The organism is Bacillus cereus group sp. MG9, from assembly GCF_040459995.1.
GTDB lineage: Bacteria > Bacillota > Bacilli > Bacillales > Bacillaceae_G > Bacillus_A > Bacillus_A mycoides.
Genome location: NZ_JARVHC010000001.1, coordinates 3,097,543 through 3,117,080 on the forward strand (window position 1 = coordinate 3,097,543; position 19,538 = coordinate 3,117,080).

Here is a 19,538-nt window from a genome sequence, read left to right on the forward strand (position 1 = left end):
TTGTAGTAATCGAAGGAAGATTACATTTATAAGTATGGGTTGAATTCATATATTTGTTACTGTCTGTATTGAACTAATTGATAATATGAGATACCAAAAACATCCTGCATGTTTGAACCATGCAGGATGTTTTTTAGTCTTTGTTTTTCATAATGTAAGAAACCAGACGAAGGATCTCCAGGTATAGCCATACTAATGTCATCATAAGCCCTACTGCGCTGTACCATTCCATATACTTCGGCGCTCCACTATGAGTACCATTTTCAATTGAATCAAAATCTAGTAATAAATCTAATGCAGCAACAATAATTACAATTGTACTTATGATGATACTAATTGTCCCACCTTGGTGAATATATGGAACAGTCACCCCTAAGATGCCCAGTGAGAAAACAATAAAATACATAATAAGAATTCCAAGTGTTGCAACCGTTACAACCGCACGAAACTTTTTAGTTACTTTTACTATTCGAGTTGCGTATAACACTAACATGGCAAATAAAATCGAAATTGTTAGTAATATGGCAGTTAAAGCGATAGAATCACCAAATCGCATTGTATAATATCCTGAAATACTTCCTAATAAAATCCCTTGTAATACTGCGTAAATCGGTGCGCAAATTGGGGATATGCGAGGAATGAATATAACTAAAAATGCGACAATTAGAGTAATTATTATAATTCCAATTAACACAGGTATTTTCATTGTCTCTTGTGTCATCTGTACGTATGAATAGACAGACGCTGCAAGAAGTAAGATAAGCAAAATGAATGTTTTTGCTATCGTTCCGCCAATAGTCATCGTAGAAGCATTTGTCTTCTCTTTATGAAATTTTTCTTTTTTTAATATTGGATTAGTTGTTCTCATTTTTTTCCTCCTAAATACACTCTACCTTTAAAATGGGACTTTATATTTCTAATTTTTTATCAATGATACGACCTGTAATAGCTGTTAGGACAATTATGAATAAGCAAGTAAAACAAATATCTAAAATAGTGAACCCTTCACTAGGATACAATGATGTGTCAATAAAACCATTTTTATCTATGAACCCCGTACTCTTTATGGTGATTACATATTTCTCTAATTTACTTAAAACATCCAGTACGAATGTTTGAATTGTTAAAAATACAGCAAGGAAAATAACTGATAAAACCATCTTACTCATTGATGACTTTATAGGAATCAGCTTTGTAATTACCATGATGAAATAGCAGGAGATTAATATACTCATGAAATCGATTCCCCATAATAAAACAGAAAGTATGTGATGAAGAAATCCATATGCATATAACTCATGAAATTCTTGTTGGTATCCCCCGACTACTTTTCCACCGTAGGTACTTTGGGAGAAATAGTATAGAAAAATTAAGCCTATTACTAGTAAAAGAATAAACATTAACGTGAAAAAGAATAAATTTGCATATATATATTTTTTTCCTGAGATGGCTGTATAACGTATCATAGTATTTTTTAACATTTTATTGAAAGATGGCAAGGCTATTAAAATCAGTAAAAATGCAGTGCTACCTATTATTGAAATAAATATACCTAATGTTATATCCTTTGTAAGCTGATTTGTAACCTTCGATAGTCCCATCATATTAAATAAAAGAAGTAACGAAATAGTAATAAATCCAAAATAAAAGACGGCTATCTTTTTTCTATTACAATTAAATAAATAACGAAAAAGTGGATTCATTTCTCAAAAACCTCCTTAAATAACTCATGTACTGCTTTTCCATGGTGAAAACGAATTTCTTCTACATTTTCATGCAATACAATACTCCCGTCTTTTAAAAAGATTACCTCATCAAATATATTTTCAATTTCCTCTATTAAATGAGTCGAAATAAGAATGGTACTATCTTCACGATAAAAGTTAAGAATTAAATCTAATACATGCTTTCTAGAAACAAGATCAATTCCACCTAATGGCTCGTCTAATACATATACCTTTACTTTCCTTGAAAAGGTTAATATTAGCTGTAATATCCCTGTTTTCCCTTTTGATAAGATGCTTATATTCTCCTCTAGCGGGATTTTAAAGTTAGCTATTAATTCTATTGCTTGTTGTAGATCAAAATCAACATACATATCTCGATAGAACAGCACAGCATCTTTTACAGTCATCCATTTTTCAAAAACAGGACTATCGGGCATAAATGAAACGATTTTTTTCGTTTCTAATCCCACCTTTTTATCTTTAATTGTAATACTTCCTTTAGAAGGAAACCTTAAACCAGAAATCATTTTTAAAAATGTCGTTTTTCCACTACCATTTTCACCAACAAGACCGATAATCTTTCCTTCTGATATTGTTAAGCTTACATCTTGAATCACTGTTTTTAAATCATATCTTTTTGATAGATTTTCAATTTTCAATAATTCTTTCATTCATTTCCCTCCTTTTTCTTTTCCAAAGAAGAACTGAGTATTGAGAGAACCTCTTCTTCCATAAATCCTAAGTTATTCATTCCATTTATAAAATTATCAAGCAACTCTTTTGCCATTTCTTTGCGTAGCTCTGTAATTTTTTCTTCATCCATTGTTACAAATCTTCCTGTTCCTCTACGTGTCTCAGCAATACCTTCCCGTTCTAGCTCTTGAAATGTACGTTGAATTGTATTTGGATTCACCTGTAATTCACCCGCTAATTCACGTACAGCAGGAATTTTTTCACCTGGCGCCAAACGTCCTGTTACAATTTCTTTTTTGATGTATTCCATTACCTGAACATAAATGGGGATATTAGGAGAAAACTCAGTTTTCATTTCTTTCCTCCTCTGTATTAGTGTACTAGACAAATAGTACACTAATGCAAATTATATGTAAATAGTTATTTTGAAAACTATAATAAATAGTAGGAATGTATAAAAAAATAAATAGAGTCATAGAAAAGGAGAAAGGCGGATTCCTTATGAGAGTAGGGATCTGCCTTTTTCTTGCTACCGATAACGGTAATTATATAAATGAGCTGTCCATATGGACAGCTTATTGTATTTTTGCTTAGCGTGGTTTTTTTGATGCATGTTGATCGTTTTTATCGTTTTGGGGTAACTCGTCCTTGTTAGCTTGATGGATATGTGGGCTACCCCATCGCTATCAAGCTAAGATTATGCAAAGTCAATTTTAGGCGAGATTGTTTCTTTTTTCTAAAGGGCAAGTGTAGGTGATTGAAAGATTTGCATACGAAATAAACCCTAACGGGTTTCACTTTTTTGAATTAAGCGGCTTGATTATCAGACATGGTACAATTGTAAACGACACCTAATATATCAAAGACTGTTTTCTTCTCATATCGATGAGATTTTCTCCCGTTTTGCTGTAAGAGGTTGAACAGGCGAATTAAAATCTTTGATAGCTCTTGGGCGTCTTTCTGTATAGCTTGGAAAAGAAGAAGAAAATAATCTTTAATCATATATATGGCCTTATATTCACTCAGTTCTCGTTTCTTCTTCATAAGAAGTAATTGCCGCATTTGAAACATGGTAGAAGAACAGAGTAGAATGGCAATCAGTTGTCCATACAAATGGCATTCCAATCGTTCGCGTTTTATCTTTTTACAATGATGAATATGAAAGAATGATTTCCATGTTTTAAATAAAATCTGTCGGGTAAAGAACTGGCGCGGTATCAGTTATGACCCGTTTCCAGCCCCTCCCCATAAGAACTGCTCGTGAGGTTTTCCCTCAAGCAGCTCACCCCATAAACTTCATCAAAAGGGTTATGAGACCTATCAAATGGCAGGCACTTTCATCGGTATCCCTCTGCACTTTTGAGGGAATGGACTTTCCAGTCCCAGTAGAGCCCCAGTACACCATAGAGATATTCATTACTCCATCTCTGCCATCCGATGCTACGCTTTCGTCGCCGTTTCCTTCTCGTCAGCAGTGTACGGATTTTCATCTCCGTATAGTCACGCACTTCGCTAAATGCTCCGCTGGAATTTCCAACCCGAAAGTAGTTCACCCATCCTCTTAGTACGGCATTGATTTGTTTTACTAAATCTTGTGCTGGTTTAGCTCCTGCGTTTTGAATGAGTTCGCGGATTCTTGCTTTCACTGCCGTACGGGCTTTCTTCTTTGGGATCATGCATATGAAGTATCGGGTCTTATTTCGGTTCAGTACTCGCCTGAAATCAAATCCGAGAAATGCAAAAGACTCTCCCTGTAAGACATCGACCATCCGTGTTTTCTCAAGATTCAGTTCAACCCCCAAAGGCTCCAATTGTTCCTGCAGTCGTCGCAGTGCCAGTTCAGCCCACCCCCGTTTACTGGAGTGCCCACTTACGGTGATAACCATATCATCGGCAAATCGGTGATAGTTCACAGCTTCATAGTTGCCATTCGTCGTTTTACGCCGAATGGCATCAAATGTCCAATCTACCTCATTCAAGTAGATGTTTGCCGCGAGTGGTGAGAACGGCCCCCCTTGCGGGACTCCAATCTTTCCTGCGGCTTTTACCACCTGTTTTACTAGGTGCATAACTTGGTGGTCTTGGACACGATTTGCGATTTTCCTCAGTAGGATGTTATGCCGGATTGTATCAAAGTAACGTGACAAATCAACATCAATGACTGTGGTCATACGACGCAGCACACTACGTCGTACTTCTGCCAGCGCTTGATGCGGGGAGCGTTTTGGTCGGAATCCGTAGGAATTTGGGCAGAAATCAGCCTCAAAGATAGCTTCCAATATGAGTTTTAGCGCTCCTTGGACCACACGGTCCCGTATACACGGGATTTGCAGTGTCCGCATTTTGCCGTTTGCTTTTGGGATTTCTACTTTACGATTAGCTTGTGGTTGATATGTTCCAGCCTGCAGTTCTGCTTGGATGTTCTTTAAAAACGGTATAACTCCCTCTAGTTCTATATCAGCGAAACTTTGACCGTCGATACCTGGGGCACCGCCGTTTTTCCTCGCATGCTGATATGCTTCATGGAGGGTTATTAGTTTGGTAATGTGGGAAAATAGTCCCCAAAACCGATGCGTAGGTTCAGACTTCGCCTTTTGATAGATTCGTCGCCTTAGTTCCTGCAAAGTAATAGGTGTTTTTGTCATGGCACCCTTGCCTCCTTTGGTCGTACGAAATATTTACAGGTTCGGACCCTTCCCTCCCCGCGCGTTTTGCTGCACGCAGATCTCTGGTACTACGATCCGTTCCGTCACCCTGACACCTACCATTCTCACTTCCCGATCGCGGTTATAGAGACGGTCTCCTCGATGAGGTTTCTTCATCGGGTGTCGAGGGCTTCTCCAGTTTCCACATTATCTTTCTCTCCATGTCGCCGCTGATACCCCGCCGGTGAGAACTGCCGTTCCAGACTCGTTTCGGTCAGTTCTTGCTGCTTTCGCACGTTATCGACCGTCTCAGCCACCGGAATTGCGTGTAACGAGGCTACGTCTACGTTCACTGTACGTTACAACCTGGAGATTTGCCCACATGCCTTTTGCATGTGATGTCAGAGGGCTTCGCCATGTCGTTTTCACTTCATGGCGCCTCTCAGGCTACGGGAGTGGAGTCTATTCTCCCGATTGGACTTTCACCAACTAGATAATGTGTCCTTATCTGGACACGCCAATTTGCCAACGCAGTGAATATAAATCATAGATTTTCTCTTTCGGTACCCATTCCGTAGGAATGTTTGTCATATATACCGTAATTCCTTGTAAAAGTTTCGTACGCTCTGTATATGTAATCCCTTTTTTCTTTTCACGAATAGCTCGATCATGTAGACGTTTCTGTTTTTGCTCCTCTGTACATCTATAAACCACAATGCGAGTGGGTAGTTTGTCTTTGCTCCCTACATATACATCATGTAATTCATACACTTGGCCAGGTTGTAATTGGTTCATGATGTCTTCCAAATGAATTTGTATATATACCGGTCTCAATTGAGCAGGTTTTGTTTTAAATACCACTGTTTCGAATTCTTTTCTATATATTTTAGTTGGTAATTTAAGACGTGATAAATAATACCCTTCCTTATCTTGGATCGATTTAAAGTCTTGTAAACGAAAGTACCCTAAGTCACGAATATACAGTTCATTCTTTTGTGTCATGTCCATTCGAGTCGCCCCATATGCCTGATCACTTCGTTTTCCTGGTTCAATTTTCACATCAGAAAACTCTCCACTCAACAAGTCATACTCTAATTGAATTTTTACACCAGCTGTATGACTACAGCCTCCGGCACCAGGATAAGTAGCTGCGAATCGATCTGGAACTTGAAAGGTTGTAGAATCAAGGATGCGAATCCGCTCAAAGTAAGCAGAAAGAGAATGAGAAATTGTAGATGATCCTCCAATTTTAGCTTGTAGAAGTGTAGTAAATACATTTCGAAAGAAGGCTACAGAAGCCGAGTTAAATCGTCGATTCAGTCCCTCAGGACTTAATAAAATTCCTGTTGAAGTTTCTAATTGACTACAAAGTTGAGTAAGAGAGGTTGTAGCGATTTGTTGATTTAACCATACACACAAAGATAAAAAATGGTGCCCATGGCACTTACGTTTTCGTTTCATTCCGCCTGCTTCTATAGCTAATTGATTCAGTGTAGCGGGAGACATATAGCGATATAACTCTTCGGCAAATAAAGACAACTCTTGTTTTTGATGCATATTCATAAAAAGCACGTCACCCTTTCTCATTAACATAAGAGAATAGTAACGTGCTTTTAACTTCAAGAATAGTCTAAATCCTTAAGTTGATGGATGTGGGGTACCGCCACATGCCCATCAACTTAAGAATTCAGAATTACCCCAAAACAAAAAAATGAGCTTTTTTGCTACAAATTAGCACAAAATTTCGTTCTGGGGGTATTTACTTTTCTTAGCTTGATAGCGATGTGGTAGGGCCCTATATTTGACTCTTTTTCTACACCTAGATATTCTAGAGTTCGTTCTAACATAAGTGCAGCCTGTTGACGTGTGAGTGTGCCATATGGCGTAAACTTAATAGCTGAAACACCTCGGATAATTCCTGTATCGTATAGGGCTTGTACATCATAATACCGGCTGCGAACGTATTTACATCAAGAAGATTAATGGAGCAAATGATGATTGCCCTGAATTGGTATGATAGCTGTTTTTGCAGATTTTGAGCGTGATATTATTCGTTGAAACTCTCTTCTTAAAGATAATACGTAAATACAAACAAAACCAGCAAAACACCGTTCCTGTGTCGTACTGGTTTTGTTGAAATCCATCTTGAATTGTAGCTAGTTCAACGTAATTGCAAATTCTGAGTTCGGTGCCCCAGCAATTACAACCGTTCCATTCTTCGGCAGTTTTACTTTGTTATTGCCGCTCACGATGGTAAAGTTGACGCATACTCCATTTTCATCATACACCGCGAACGCACCCTTCGATGGCAATGTCACGGTCATCCTTTTTCCTGCTGCCGCTTGCGGGATCGTAAACCATTTAGCATGCCCATTTGCTTGCAGCGTAACTTTGGATGATTGGCCAGCATCAAGTGGTTTTACGTTGGTTCCACTTACGTATAACAACCCGGCCATTTCCATATATTCATTGCCGCCTTCTGTATAGAAATGAGTTTCCGTCGTATCACGTCCATTCATCACGGGGATCTGGAGCTGATGCGTCGCGGTGTTCGGACCTGTAATTTTTCTGCCCTCCCAATAGCCCGCCAGGCCTTCCTTACGAGTAATTTGTGTGGTAATAAGTTTCGGTTGTACGAGATATTCAATAGAACTAAATTTCTCATTCACGAGATAGAACTTGACACCTTCCCGCTTCTCCCATGCGGCAGCGGTTTTCTTCGATAACACATTGTCTTCTAGTTTCTCGGCTAAATAGTGAGTCATCGCACCTTGCCCTAAGTCTGGTGTCGATTTATATGTGCTCTCCCTCAAATAAGTTCTTCCATTCTTCTCGGTGACAAAGTTGAGCTTAGAAGTACCCTTCTCATTAATAAAGCTTCCATCCGCAGTATATACATATTTTTCTTCTCGATTAGATGGTAATAACAGTTCTCCATTCTTCGTAATTTCAATTTTGAAATGAGTTTCGCTATTGCCATAAAAGCCCGCTTTCTTTGCCACATCTTGAGGCATCTTGACCTTTACCGGCTTGCCAAAAGATTTGTTCGGCTTGATGCTCTTAATTGTACCCTTCTCTTTAAGCACCGCGAGCAGCAATTCAGTTGCCAGCAGTTGATTTGTAGAACTTCGTCCACCGGATGACAACACAGCCGCTGCCATTTTCTGTTCCGGAAGTACGACCAGTATAGCATGTTGCAGTGCCGTGTCGCCGCCCTTAGCCAAGCCTTTTATCCCATATTCACTGAATGGGTATAGTTTCACACTATCCCAGCCAAGACCATAGTTAAAAATATTATCTCCATCCCCCGGCCACATTCCTTTTTTATATTCCTCTTGCTCCATTGCCTTGACTACCTTATCAGAGAGGATCCCTTTTCCCTGTCCCATAAATAATTGTGAGAATCGTACCATATCTTCTGCCGTGGAAGAGACCCCTCCCGTGCCAATCACATTCACCGATTCAATTGGAAGCTGCCCTTGGTACGTCGGAAAATAAAGTCCAGCCCGCTTTTCGTCTCTCCATTTGTCCTGCGGCGTTTTTGTATGATTCATCTTTAAGGGTTCTGTAAACCGTTGATGTAGAAATTCGGTAAAGCTCATACCGCTGACTCTTTCCACCAAAATTTCGGCCAGCGTAAAGCCATCGTTGCAGTATACCGAGAACGCACCAGGGTCTGCTTTCAGGCTCTGGTTGGACAATTGCTGCAACAAGAAATCATGGGAATAGGTATCATTATCGTTAAATAAAAATGCATTACTTAACGTGGAACCTTGCAAACCGGAGGAGTGATTCAACAACATACGCGGGGTAATGCGTTTGTACCGCCCATCTTTCATCTTAAAATCAGGAACATAGTTGACCACAGGAGCATCCAAATCGACTTTTCCTTCGTCGACCAATTTCATTACAGCCACTGTTGCATACATTTTACTGACTGAACCAATCCCGTATAGAGTATCTTTTGTTAGTGGCTGTTCCCCTTCCATATCGTTCTTTCCAGCCTGCCCCGACAAAGTAAGCTTGCCATTATCAATTAGCGCATACTGCACGCTAGTCGTCCCATGGGACTTCGTGAGTAGCGCAGCCTTCTCTGCTGCAATCTTCTTCAGCTCTTGGCTAGCTACTTCTGTGTTAGATACAACTGTAGTCTTACTGTCAGAAAATGCTTTCGCCCCTGTTGGTAGAATCATAGTTAGCGCTAATGTAGCGGCTAATACACCAGTTAGTTTATTTTTCATGAGGGAATTGCCTCCTTAGATAAGTGATCAATTTCATCATTTATTTGTTTAACTATGAAAATATGATAAAATTTATCCGTTCTTCCTTTTGGCCTACTTGCTAAATTCAGCAAGTAAAATATTTTTAAAAGGATCAGGACTATCAGCATTAAGGCTGTTCAAATTGACAGCTAATGTATGCTTGCCTCCAAGTGTGCCTCCAGAAAAAGTAACAAACCCTGGAATGCTACCTCCGTGTCCCCATATTGAGACACCGTTTGGAAGCTTAGTTTCATAGATTCCAAGACCATATCTGCCAAGTGCAGCTTCTCCTGTTGGAACTGTAGTAAGCATTTGTTTTAGTTGCTGTTCTTTTAGTAATTTACCCCCAAGTAAGTAAGAGAAGAATTTGTTTAAATCATCAGCAGTAGAAATCATATCTCCAGCCGAGCTCCCCATACTTGGGTTATAATAAGTAACATCTTTTGGCTCACTTGCTCCGTCTAGTTGGATATATCCACGGGCATGCTTGGTTCCTGGAATCACGCTTGAATTGCCTGGTAAGAATGTATTCAATAATTCAAGCGGTTCAATAATCCGATTTTCAATTTCTTCCGCATAGCTGTTCCCGGTTACTGTTTCAATAAGGATCCCTAGTAATACGTATCCTGTATTTGAATAAGACCAGCTCTTTCCTGGAGCAAAATCTGGGGGCATCGAAATCCCCATCTTTACTAATTCTTCAGCCCTATACGATTTTTTAGTATCCATAAGATTAAAGCCTTTTGACCTTGTGTATTCAGCGATACCACTTGTGTGGTTCAATAATTGCCGGATAGTAATCTGTTTATCATCATACCCGTTTCCTTGAATGACACCAGGCAACCATTTTTCAATAGAGTCGTCTAGATTCAAGCTGTTCTCTTCGGCTAATTGAAGTACAACTGTTGCCGTGAACGTCTTCGTCACGCTACCAATGCGAAAGCGAAAATCTGTTTTCATTGGTTTCTTGCTGCTCAGATTCGCTACCCCAGCGGCATAACTCCATGTTTTTCCACCCTCAGAAGTTTTAGCAAGTACCCCCGGGAATCCAAGTTGCAATGTATCCCGCACTGCTTGCTTGACAGAATTACGATCTCGTTGAGTACTTGATTGTAACGAACTAGATACACTTTGAGTAGGTTCTGCTTTTACAATTAAGGTTGGCGTTGTGTATAACAGGGAACTTCCAGCTATTAAAAGGGCAAGACTTGCAAATGTAATTTGACTATGTGTTTTCATAGGGCATTCCTCTCCTCTATTCATATTGTATAGGTGGTTTCTTGCTATTTCGTATTAACCACACAGCTACCATCTCAACCAATGAAAAAAGGTCAACATTGAATTCGTAATCATCTTCATAATTATTATTTTTACAAACGCCATTCTGTCCTGGATAAATCCCTCTTTTTCCACATATATGTTAACCACAGAAATTACTTCTTTTCTTTGAAACACTCTTGTTACTGGTCCGTTTTTCATATATAAGTCATATCTGTTCCGCCTTTTACGCCTCTTTATATTTTTATCATACACAATGAAAATTTCTTTTTTCTTACCCATTTCTTACAAATTACTTACGTTCAAAATCGCTTTTATAATAGGGTAGAAGGAGCATCTGTGCCGGAAGGTTCAGTAAATATATTAATCAAAAAGAAACACAGAGGTTTTTTACTTCTGTGTTTCTTTTTTCCATCCTTTTAAATATTAAGAGTCGATTTACCCTTAACAGGATGAATTCTGGCTCTTTTCTAATGTAATTTTTCTTCTTGCAATACAACACAAATGACATTGTGCTGCATGAAACACTCCTAACGTTGTTAAAATCACTTGTTTTTAAGTCAAAATTTATTTAACTTAGGGCAGATACTCCATATCCATCAGCTTAAGAAAAATAAACGCCACCAAAACAAAAAAGCCCCAAATGTTTCTTGAAAATAAGTTGGGGCTTTTGAACCAGAAAAGTATATTTTCAACTATGAAAACTACAATGAATTTTTCCTTTTTTCCTACTTGCTAAATTCAGCAAGTAAAATATTTTCAAAAGGATTAGGGCTGTCAGTTCTACCCAAACTATTCCAATTGACGACCAACGTATGCTTGCCTCCAAGTTTACCTCCAACAAGAGTTGTAAACCCTAGAATGCCACCGGTGTGTCCCCATATCGAGACACCGCTTGGAAGCTTAGTTTCATAGATTCCAAGACCATATCCATCGATTCCTTCTTTTCCTGTAGGAACTGTAGTAAGCATTTGTTTTAGTTGCTGTTCCTTCAGTAATTTGCCACCGAGCAAGTAAGAGAAGAATTTGTTTAAGTCGTCAGCAGTAGAAATCATATCTCCAGCAGAGCTACCTGCACTTGGGTTATAATAAGTAACGTCTTTTAGCTCACTTGCTCCGTCTGGTTGGACATATCCACGGGCATGGTTAGTGCCTGGAATAACACTTGAATTGCCTGGTAGGAATGTATTCGACAATTCAAGTGGCTCAATAATCCGATTTTCAATCTCTTCCGCATAGCTGTTTCTGGTTACTTTTTCAATAAGAATGCCCAGTAATACGTATCCTGTGTTTGAATAAGACCAACCCTTTCCTGGGGCAAAGTCTGGAGGCAGAGAAACCCCCATCTTCACTAACTCTTCAGCCGTATACGATTTTTTTGTATCCGTAAAATCAGCGTCTTTTGACCTTGAGTATTCAGCGATACCACTTGTATGGTTCAATATCTGCCGGATAGTAATCTGGTTACCATCATATCCATTTCCTTGAATGACACCAGGCAACCAGTCTTCGATGTAGTCGTCTAGATTCAGGCGATTCTCTCCAGCTAATTGAAGTACAACTGTTGCGGTGAACGTCTTCGTCACACTCCCAATGCGAAAGCGAAAATCTGTTTTCATTGGTTTCTTGGTTCTCAGATCCGCTATTCCAGCGGCATACCCCCACGTTTTTCCACCCTCAGAAGTTTTAGCAAGTATCCCCGGGTATCCAAGTTGCAATGTATCCCGCATTGCTTGCTTGACGGAAGTACGATCTCTTTGAGTATTTGTTTGTAACGAACTGGATACATTTTGAGTGGGCTCTGCTTTTACAATTGAGGCTGGCGTTGTATATAACAGGGAACTTCCAGCTATTAAAAGGGCAAGACTTGCACATGTAATTTGACTACGTATTTTCATAAGGCATTTCTCTCCTCTATGCATATTGTATAAGTGTTTGCTTACTGTTCCTTACTTCCTGACAAGACTTAGGGAAAGGCCCTCACTCATATAGATTAAAGCCCCAGTACAAAGGTATCTATCAATACCAACAATTTGAGCCATTTAAATCTCCATCCCTTCTATAACAAAATTATTCAAAGGTATGAAAGCATATTATGTACCCTTAGTTATTGTTAGGATTAACACAACATGAGACATAACCCCAACCCATATTTCACTTTATTTATCCATAATATGTATTGAGAAAGAATGTAAATTCGAATCCTTTCCGTACCCCAACTATTGATCGTTTTTTTCACCTATTATAATTAGCTATTTAGAATTTCATAATAAAAAACTGTAAAAAAAATAACGAGTCCCTTAACGTATAACGAATTGTAAGTAGCGAATCTGCTGCCTTATTATCCTGTAAAAGAAAAAATAAGTTAAATTCCCATAGATATCTATCTTTTAGTTAATTACATACACTACTCCGTGATATAATTACATCTATATATTTTGTTTAAAGGGTGATAATAATGAATTCATACACAAATAAGCAAAAAACAATATCCCTTATAATAGCTTCATTTATCTTTTTCAGTTTTATATTAACTGGTATATACAATTTTACACAACCAAATTTCTTTTACTTAAATTTAGGAGGTTTAGTCCTCAACAGTTTCATGTTATTTGTGGCAGCTAAAGCATTAATGAAACAAATTAAAGACTAAGTATATACAACGATAAAATAAATTTAAGCTTATTTGAGGTATCGCCACATCACGATCAAGCTAATAAAAACAAATACCACATGCCCATCAACTTAAGAAATTGGTTGTTCCCCAAAACGAAAAAATGAGTTTTTTTGTTACAAGTTAGCGCAAAATTCCGTTCTGGGGGTACTATAATTTTTTAGCTTGATGGCGATGTGACGCTACCCCTATAAGGGTAACAAGGCAAATATTATATAAAATGATAACGAAAATAATAGATATGTCTGAATCACTTGGATGAAATCACTAGTTTCAAAAAAGCCTTCACGCAATGATGATTGCATGAAGGCTTTTGATGTTTTCTTATTTTTTTGTCTCATTGACCCATGTAATAATGTCCTGGATGACGTACTCGGGAACATTTGCAGGGATTTCGTACTCACTTGGAAGACTCAATTCCCCGTCACCCTCCGTTAAGAAATGATTCAATTTCGGGTATTCTTTGAACTGAACATTCCCGCGGTTTGAAAGTCCTTCCTGCCATTTTGTATATTCATCTTTTACGGTTACTTGATAATCGCGTGCCCCTTGCAGAATCAGTAAAGGCTCTTTTCGTGATTTTGCCTCCTCAACTGGACGCCACCTAGAAACATCATACATAAAATGAGGAGACGGAAAATTGTAGCCAGCTGGCGGATGGTCAGGATTGAAAGTAGGATCCTGGATAAAAGCGAGCTGTCTTTTTAGTTCATCGATTACTTCCTTTGGTGCCCCAAGGTATTGATTCTAATCAATGGCAATGTCAGTCAAAGGACGTGCAGGTGGTGCGAGTAAGATACTTCCTCGGACAAGTGAGGAAGGCGCTTTGCTCAGTATACGCGGTATTGTGCCAGCTCCTAGGCTATGTCCGAGAATGAAAATATTATTTGGATCAATGCCTTCCTGCTGCGCTGCTGATTTTGCTGCATATATGGCATCATCTGTAGTATCACGGTCTAACGTACCAGGTTCTGCACTCATCTTTAATGCGTGTTCTAAGGTACGTTTTTCATAGCGCAACACTGCAATTCCGTTGGATGAAAGGCCCACCGCAAGGTCTCGTAAGATTTTTGTTCCCATATATGTACTATCGCGATCATGGATGTCAGCACCATGAACAAGAACAACTACAGGTACCTTTTCACCAGGCTTATGTTTCGGAACCGTTAATGTGGCTGGTAACGGATATGTAGAATTTCCAATGACGATTTCACGTTCTTGATAGGAAGTAGGTTGATCATAGCTAGGATGCGGGATGGTATAAGATTCCTGGGGCTGCCTTTCCCCAACTTCATCTACTTTCCCGCCAGGTGTGAATTTAATGAGTAGCGGGATGGTAGTTCCTTCAATAGCTCCTGGAATTTCCACCGTCTGATGGACCAAGTTTCGTTCTTTTATTACAGGTGTTCCCATGCTTTTTATCCCGCTCCAGCCACTTTGTGTCCACCAGTTTTGTAATGTGTTTGCTGTAAACTTGGATTGAAAAGCAGCAGACGTCAACTAGAGTGCCTCTGCATACTTACCTTGCTGGAGATATTCAAAAAATAATGATGTACGCTCCGTTAAAGAGACTAGATTCTTTTCTGCAGATTGTTCCTCACGTGTATCTGCGTGAATAGCTGTTGTAAGTGGGAAAGATGAAACTCCTAAAGAAAAGAGTAGGGTAAAGGAAAGTGCTGATTTTTGTATTTTCTTTTTTTATTCATGTTTTACCCTCCAATATGTGAAAGATATATTTTTAAATATAAAAACTATGACAAAATTTATCCTTTTTGCCTACTTGCTAAATTCAGCAAGTAAAATATTTTTAAAAGGATCAGGATTGTCAGCTTTTCCTAAACTGTTAAAATTGACGGCTAACGTATGCTTACCTCCAAGTGTACCTCCAGCAAAAGAACTAAACCCTGGAATGCCACCTGAGTGTCCCCATATCGAGACACCGTTTGGAAGCCTAGTTTCATAGATTCCAAGACCATATCCACCGAGTTCAGCACTTCCTGTAGGAACTGTAGTAAGCATTTGTTTTAGTTGCTGTTCCTTCAGTAATTTACCACTGAGTAAGTAAGAGAAGAATTTGTTTAAGTCGTCAGCAGTAGAAATCATATCTCCAGCCGAGCTACCTATACTTGGGTTATAATAAGTAATGTCTTTTAGCTCACTTGCTCCGTCTGGTTGGAAATATCCACGGGCATGGTTGGTGCCTGGAATAACGCTTGAATTGCCAGGTAGAAATGTATTCGACAATTTAAGTGGTTCAATAATTCGATTTTCAATCTCTTCCGCATAGCTGTTTTCAGTTACTTTTTCAATAAGGATACCCAGTAATACGTATCCTGTGTTTGAATAAGACCAGCCCTTTCCTGGGGCAAAGTCTGGGGGCAGCGAAAGTCCCAACTTCACTAGATCTTCAGCAGTAAACGATTTATTTCTATTCTTAAAAAAATCAGCTTCTTTTGTCCTTGAGTATTCAGCGATACCACTTGTATGGTTCAATATCTGCCGGATAGTAATCTGTTTAGCATCATATCCGTTTCCTTGAATAACACCAGGCAACCATTTTTCGATGGAATCGTCTAGATTCAGGCGGTTCTCTCCAGCTAATTGAAGTACAACCGTTGCGGTGAACGTCTTCGTTACGCTGGCAATACGAAAGCGAAAATCTGTTTCCATTGGTTTCTTGGTGCTCAGATTCGCTACCCCAGCGGCATAACCCCAAGTTTTTCCACCCTCAGAGGTTTTAACAAGTATCCCCGGGAATCCAAGATGCAATGTATCCTGCATTGCTTGTTTGACGGAATTACGATCTCGTTGAGTGCTTGTGTGTGACGAAATAGATACATTTTCAGTGGACTCTGCTTTTACAATTGATGTTGGTGTTGTGTATAGCAGGGAGCTCCCAGCTATTAAAATGGCAAGACTTGCAAATGTAATTTGACTACGTGTTTTCATAAGGCATTCCTCTCTTCTATTCATATTGTATGGGCGGTTGCTTGTTGTTTCATATTAACTACACAGCTATTATCTCCACCAATGACAAAGGGACAACACAGAATTCGTAATTATCTTCATAATGATTATTTTTGTCCTAACAAACGGTGAATCCCTCTTTTTTACAAGTATGTTAACCCAGAAATTACTTCCTTTCCCTAGAACACTCTTATTACTAGTTTGTTTTTCACATAAATATATCTTATCTAATCCCCCTTTCACTTTTCTTTATGTTTTTATCCTACACAATAAAAATTTCTTTTTTCTTATCCATTCCTTACAAATTTCTTACGCTCAAAATAGATTCTATAATAGGATGGCAGAAGCATCTGTGAAAATGCCTTTCCAATAAATATATTAATCAAAAAGAAACACAGAAGTTTTTCACTTCTATGCTTCTTTTTTCGTCCTTTAATTATTAAAGATTCGATTTACTCCGAACAGGGTGAATTCCGGCTCTTTTTTATTGTAATTTTTTTCTTGCGATACAACACAAATGACATTGTGCTGCATGAAACACTCCGAACATTGTTAAAATCACTTGTTTCTAAGCCGAAATTTATTTAACCTAAGGGGTACTCCATATCCATCAGCTGAAGAAAAATAAACGCCATCAAAACGAAAAAATAAGCTGACTTTTCAAAGTAACTACCTGTAGAAAAAGAAAATGTTCATTTAGGGGGTATATTAAAACCTTAGCTTGATGGCGATGGGGTCACCATATCATGCCCATCAACTTAAGAGTGTAAACAAACTGAAATTGCGTTCAGCTGGTTTAAAACATTCTTAAAATAGAAGTATATTCTTAAAAATACGCATACTAAATAACCCCTAACGGGTTTCACTTTTTTAATTATGCAACCTTCTTTTGTTTTCTCAATCCATTATATTCATAGACAACACCCATGATATCAAAGACAGTCTTCTTCTCGTATCTGTGAGATTTTCGTCCATTCTTCTGTAGAAGATCGAACAGGCGGATTAAAATCTTTGCTATTTCCTGGGTGCCTTTCTGTATGGCTTGATACAAAAGAGATAAATGATCTTGAATCATACCAATCGCTTTATATTCACTTAACTCCTTTTTCTTCTTTTGTAAAAGAAGTTGGCGCATTTTAAACATTGTAGAGGAACATAGGAAAATAGCGATTAGCTTTCCATATAATTGGCACTCCAACCGTTCCTGTTTTACATGACGATGATGGTCTATTTTGAAGAGTGATTTCCACGTTTTAAAGATAATCTCTATTTGCCAACGTAAAGTATATAATTCATGTACCTGTTCCATCGGAACCCATTCCCAAGGTGTATTCGTCACGTACACGTTTAACCCAGCTACCAATTTACTTTTCTCTGAGTATGTTCTATTTTTAGACTTTTCTTTTTCCGCAATCTTTGCTCGTCGTTTTTGAAGTTGCTTTTCTGTTAATCGATTAAAAATAACACGTGCAAATAGTTGCTGTTTATCACCGATATAAGCATGTTTTAATTCAAATATTTCTCCAGGCTGTAGTTGTTTCAAAATCTGTTTCACATCGATTTGTATGTATTCCGATTGTTTCTTAATGGCACCATTCTTAAAGTATTCTGGAGCTGGATTTTTCACATATACATTCGTATTTAATTTTAAACGAGAAATATAGTATGTACCTCGTTGATCCATTTGATCTAAGTCTTCTAATGAAAAATAACCCAAATCACGAATACATAAATCTCCTGGTCGTAAAGTATTTAAGCACTCCGTGCCAAATGTTTTGTCATTATTTTTTCCTGGTCCAACTTGAAAGTTAAGAAATTCTCCACTGTGCAGGTCATATTCTAATTGAATTTTAATTCCAGCTGCTTGGGCACATCCTCCAGAGCCTGGATATACATTCTTTAAAGCATTTGGCACTTGAAATACGGTGGCATCTAGGATACGGATTCGTTGGAAATAAGAAAAGAGACGGTTAGAAATTTGCGTTTGTTCACATACCTTTTGTTGTAATAGTAAAGAAAAAATATGTTTTAAAAACAAAACTGCTTTCACATTTAAACGTTTATTTAAGCCCTCAGGGCTGAGTAAAGTACCTGTAGCTGCATGAAGCCTACTACATAATCGGACTAAGGGATCACTTGCCACCCGTTGACTAATCCAAATACAAATATTAGCTAAATCTGAGCCAGAAAACTTACGTTGTCGCTTTATAAATCCGATTTCTCTTGCAAGTTCTTCTAAAAATACAGGTTTAACATATCGCTGTAATTCTTTCGCAAATGCTTGTAGCTCATCTTGAATCGAGAGATTCATAAGAAAACGTCATCCTTTCTAATCTAGCTTGTTTAGAAAGAATAACGTTTTTTGGTACTTAAGAGTATTAAAATTTTTTAAGTTTATGGGCATGGAACTAAAAAAAGATTAATCAAAATGGATTCCTCACTTTTGGGATGAACTTTCCCCCTTTTATAAAAAAGTTGGATTAAAAATCCCTTGGAATTCTTTAATTGAAAGAAGCAAAGTAACAAACATCGTATCTTTATTTTAAAGCCACAAATAGTGATTTTATAAGTGTTAAAATGCCGTCACAAAACACCATTAAAATGGTATAATTGGTTTATAATAACATTTTATGGAGGTGATTAAAATGATATACAGTCTTGTGAATATAGGAGTAAGTCTGTTAATTGGGATTATCTTTATATCAACTTCATTACTATTGAAAAAAAGACCACCAACAGATATTAATGCAATATATGGCTATCGAACAACTAGGTCTATGAAAAACATGAAACTTTGGGAAGCTGGAAATAGGTATAGCGCTGAAATCATGACACAAAATGGATTTATAATTATTATACTAGGAAGTATTATCAGCCTATTTTTAAATAACCCTTCCACTGCAATACTTTTAATTATGGGATCTATGCTATTACTAATAATCAGTATGATTATTAGAGTGGAGAATAAGCTAAAAAAACTGGAAGAACCATGTAGCTAAAATTTTTGTATGGAGTATTTGTGAATCTTTATAAAAAAGTTCGATTAAAAATACTTTGCAAACTTATATTGTACGATAAAAAAACGAATCTATTTTGAAAAATGATTCGTTTTTTTGAATAGGCATTAGAAAGAAATATATTTTTTTTGTACTTAGGGGTAGTGAAAATTCTTAAGTTGATGGGCATGGGTCACCATATCAAAAAATGAAAATTGTACGTTTAGACACATTTTAGACACAAATTAACCGATTCCCTGTACGTTAAGGAATTAGTTTGTATATTTGAGAAGATG

Annotated in this window: 12 protein-coding genes and 3 pseudogenes; 2 read left to right on the plus strand and 13 right to left on the minus strand. The window is 37.9% G+C overall.

From position 1 onward, the window contains the following. Positions 1–133: 133 nt before the first annotated feature. The 10 genes and pseudogenes from QCI77_RS15875 to QCI77_RS15920 all read right to left on the minus strand — a co-directional run bounded on the left by QCI77_RS15875 (position 134) and on the right by QCI77_RS15920 (position 12,503). Complete coding sequence (locus QCI77_RS15875) at positions 134–868, minus strand: Bax inhibitor-1/YccA family protein (protein ID WP_353825220.1); 735 nt, start codon at positions 866–868, stop codon at positions 134–136. A 40-nt stretch (positions 869–908) separates the two neighbouring features. Continuing rightward, entirely contained in the window at positions 909–1,703 is a 795-nt protein-coding gene (locus QCI77_RS15880; RefSeq protein ID WP_113770571.1) for an ABC transporter permease, read from the minus strand. Beyond that, on the minus strand, positions 1,700–2,398 hold the full coding sequence (locus QCI77_RS15885; protein WP_113770572.1) for an ABC transporter ATP-binding protein: 699 nt from the start codon (positions 2,396–2,398) through the stop codon (positions 1,700–1,702). The genes QCI77_RS15880 and QCI77_RS15885 overlap by 4 nt, the downstream gene beginning before the upstream one ends. Beyond that, positions 2,395–2,775: a GntR family transcriptional regulator gene (locus QCI77_RS15890; protein WP_113770573.1), complete on the minus strand. Its 381-nt coding sequence runs from the start codon at positions 2,773–2,775 to the stop codon at positions 2,395–2,397. Before QCI77_RS15890 ends, QCI77_RS15885 begins: the two co-directional genes overlap by 4 nt. A gap of 452 nt (positions 2,776–3,227) precedes the next feature. After that, positions 3,228–3,614, minus strand: a pseudogene (locus QCI77_RS15895) (IS4 family transposase); the annotation flags it as partial. A gap of 143 nt (positions 3,615–3,757) precedes the next feature. Continuing rightward, the gene (ltrA, locus tag QCI77_RS15900; protein ID WP_113736055.1) at positions 3,758–5,065 is read right to left on the minus strand and encodes a group II intron reverse transcriptase/maturase; all 1,308 of its coding nucleotides are present in this window, start codon (positions 5,063–5,065) and stop codon (positions 3,758–3,760) included. A 519-nt stretch (positions 5,066–5,584) separates the two neighbouring features. Beyond that, a pseudogene (locus QCI77_RS15905) lies at positions 5,585–6,628 on the minus strand (IS4-like element ISBce2 family transposase); the annotation flags it as partial. Positions 6,629–7,221: 593 nt separating this feature from the next. Further along, positions 7,222–9,306 (minus strand): serine hydrolase domain-containing protein, encoded by a 2,085-nt coding sequence (locus QCI77_RS15910; protein ID WP_113769985.1) that lies wholly within the window; start codon positions 9,304–9,306, stop codon positions 7,222–7,224. Between the two features lie 93 nt (positions 9,307–9,399). After that, positions 9,400–10,566 (minus strand): serine hydrolase domain-containing protein, encoded by a 1,167-nt coding sequence (locus QCI77_RS15915; RefSeq protein ID WP_113769984.1) that lies wholly within the window; start codon positions 10,564–10,566, stop codon positions 9,400–9,402. 767 nt (positions 10,567–11,333) lie between these two features. Next, positions 11,334–12,503 carry a serine hydrolase domain-containing protein gene (locus QCI77_RS15920; protein WP_113769982.1) on the minus strand — a complete coding sequence of 390 codons (1,170 nt, stop codon included), beginning with the start codon at positions 12,501–12,503 and terminating at the stop codon, positions 11,334–11,336. Between the two features lie 560 nt (positions 12,504–13,063). Between QCI77_RS15920 and QCI77_RS15925 the strand changes: the two genes are divergently transcribed. Continuing rightward, positions 13,064–13,258, plus strand: a complete 195-nt coding sequence (locus tag QCI77_RS15925; RefSeq protein ID WP_113769981.1) for a hypothetical protein — start codon at positions 13,064–13,066, stop codon at positions 13,256–13,258. Positions 13,259–13,603: 345 nt separating this feature from the next. Here QCI77_RS15925 and QCI77_RS15930 read toward each other — a convergent pair. The 3 genes and pseudogenes from QCI77_RS15930 to QCI77_RS15940 all read right to left on the minus strand — a co-directional run bounded on the left by QCI77_RS15930 (position 13,604) and on the right by QCI77_RS15940 (position 18,557). Next, a pseudogene (locus QCI77_RS15930) lies at positions 13,604–14,968 on the minus strand (alpha/beta hydrolase). Positions 14,969–15,055: 87 nt separating this feature from the next. Beyond that, positions 15,056–16,228 (minus strand): serine hydrolase domain-containing protein, encoded by a 1,173-nt coding sequence (locus QCI77_RS15935; RefSeq protein WP_353825221.1) that lies wholly within the window; start codon positions 16,226–16,228, stop codon positions 15,056–15,058. An 892-nt stretch (positions 16,229–17,120) separates the two neighbouring features. Further along, positions 17,121–18,557 carry an IS4 family transposase gene (locus tag QCI77_RS15940; protein ID WP_353825222.1) on the minus strand — a complete coding sequence of 479 codons (1,437 nt, stop codon included), beginning with the start codon at positions 18,555–18,557 and terminating at the stop codon, positions 17,121–17,123. 334 nt (positions 18,558–18,891) lie between these two features. Here QCI77_RS15940 and QCI77_RS15945 point away from each other — a divergent pair, with 334 nt between their 5' ends. After that, positions 18,892–19,245: an SdpI family protein gene (locus QCI77_RS15945; protein ID WP_061530306.1), complete on the plus strand. Its 354-nt coding sequence runs from the start codon at positions 18,892–18,894 to the stop codon at positions 19,243–19,245. Positions 19,246–19,538 lie beyond the last annotated feature (293 nt).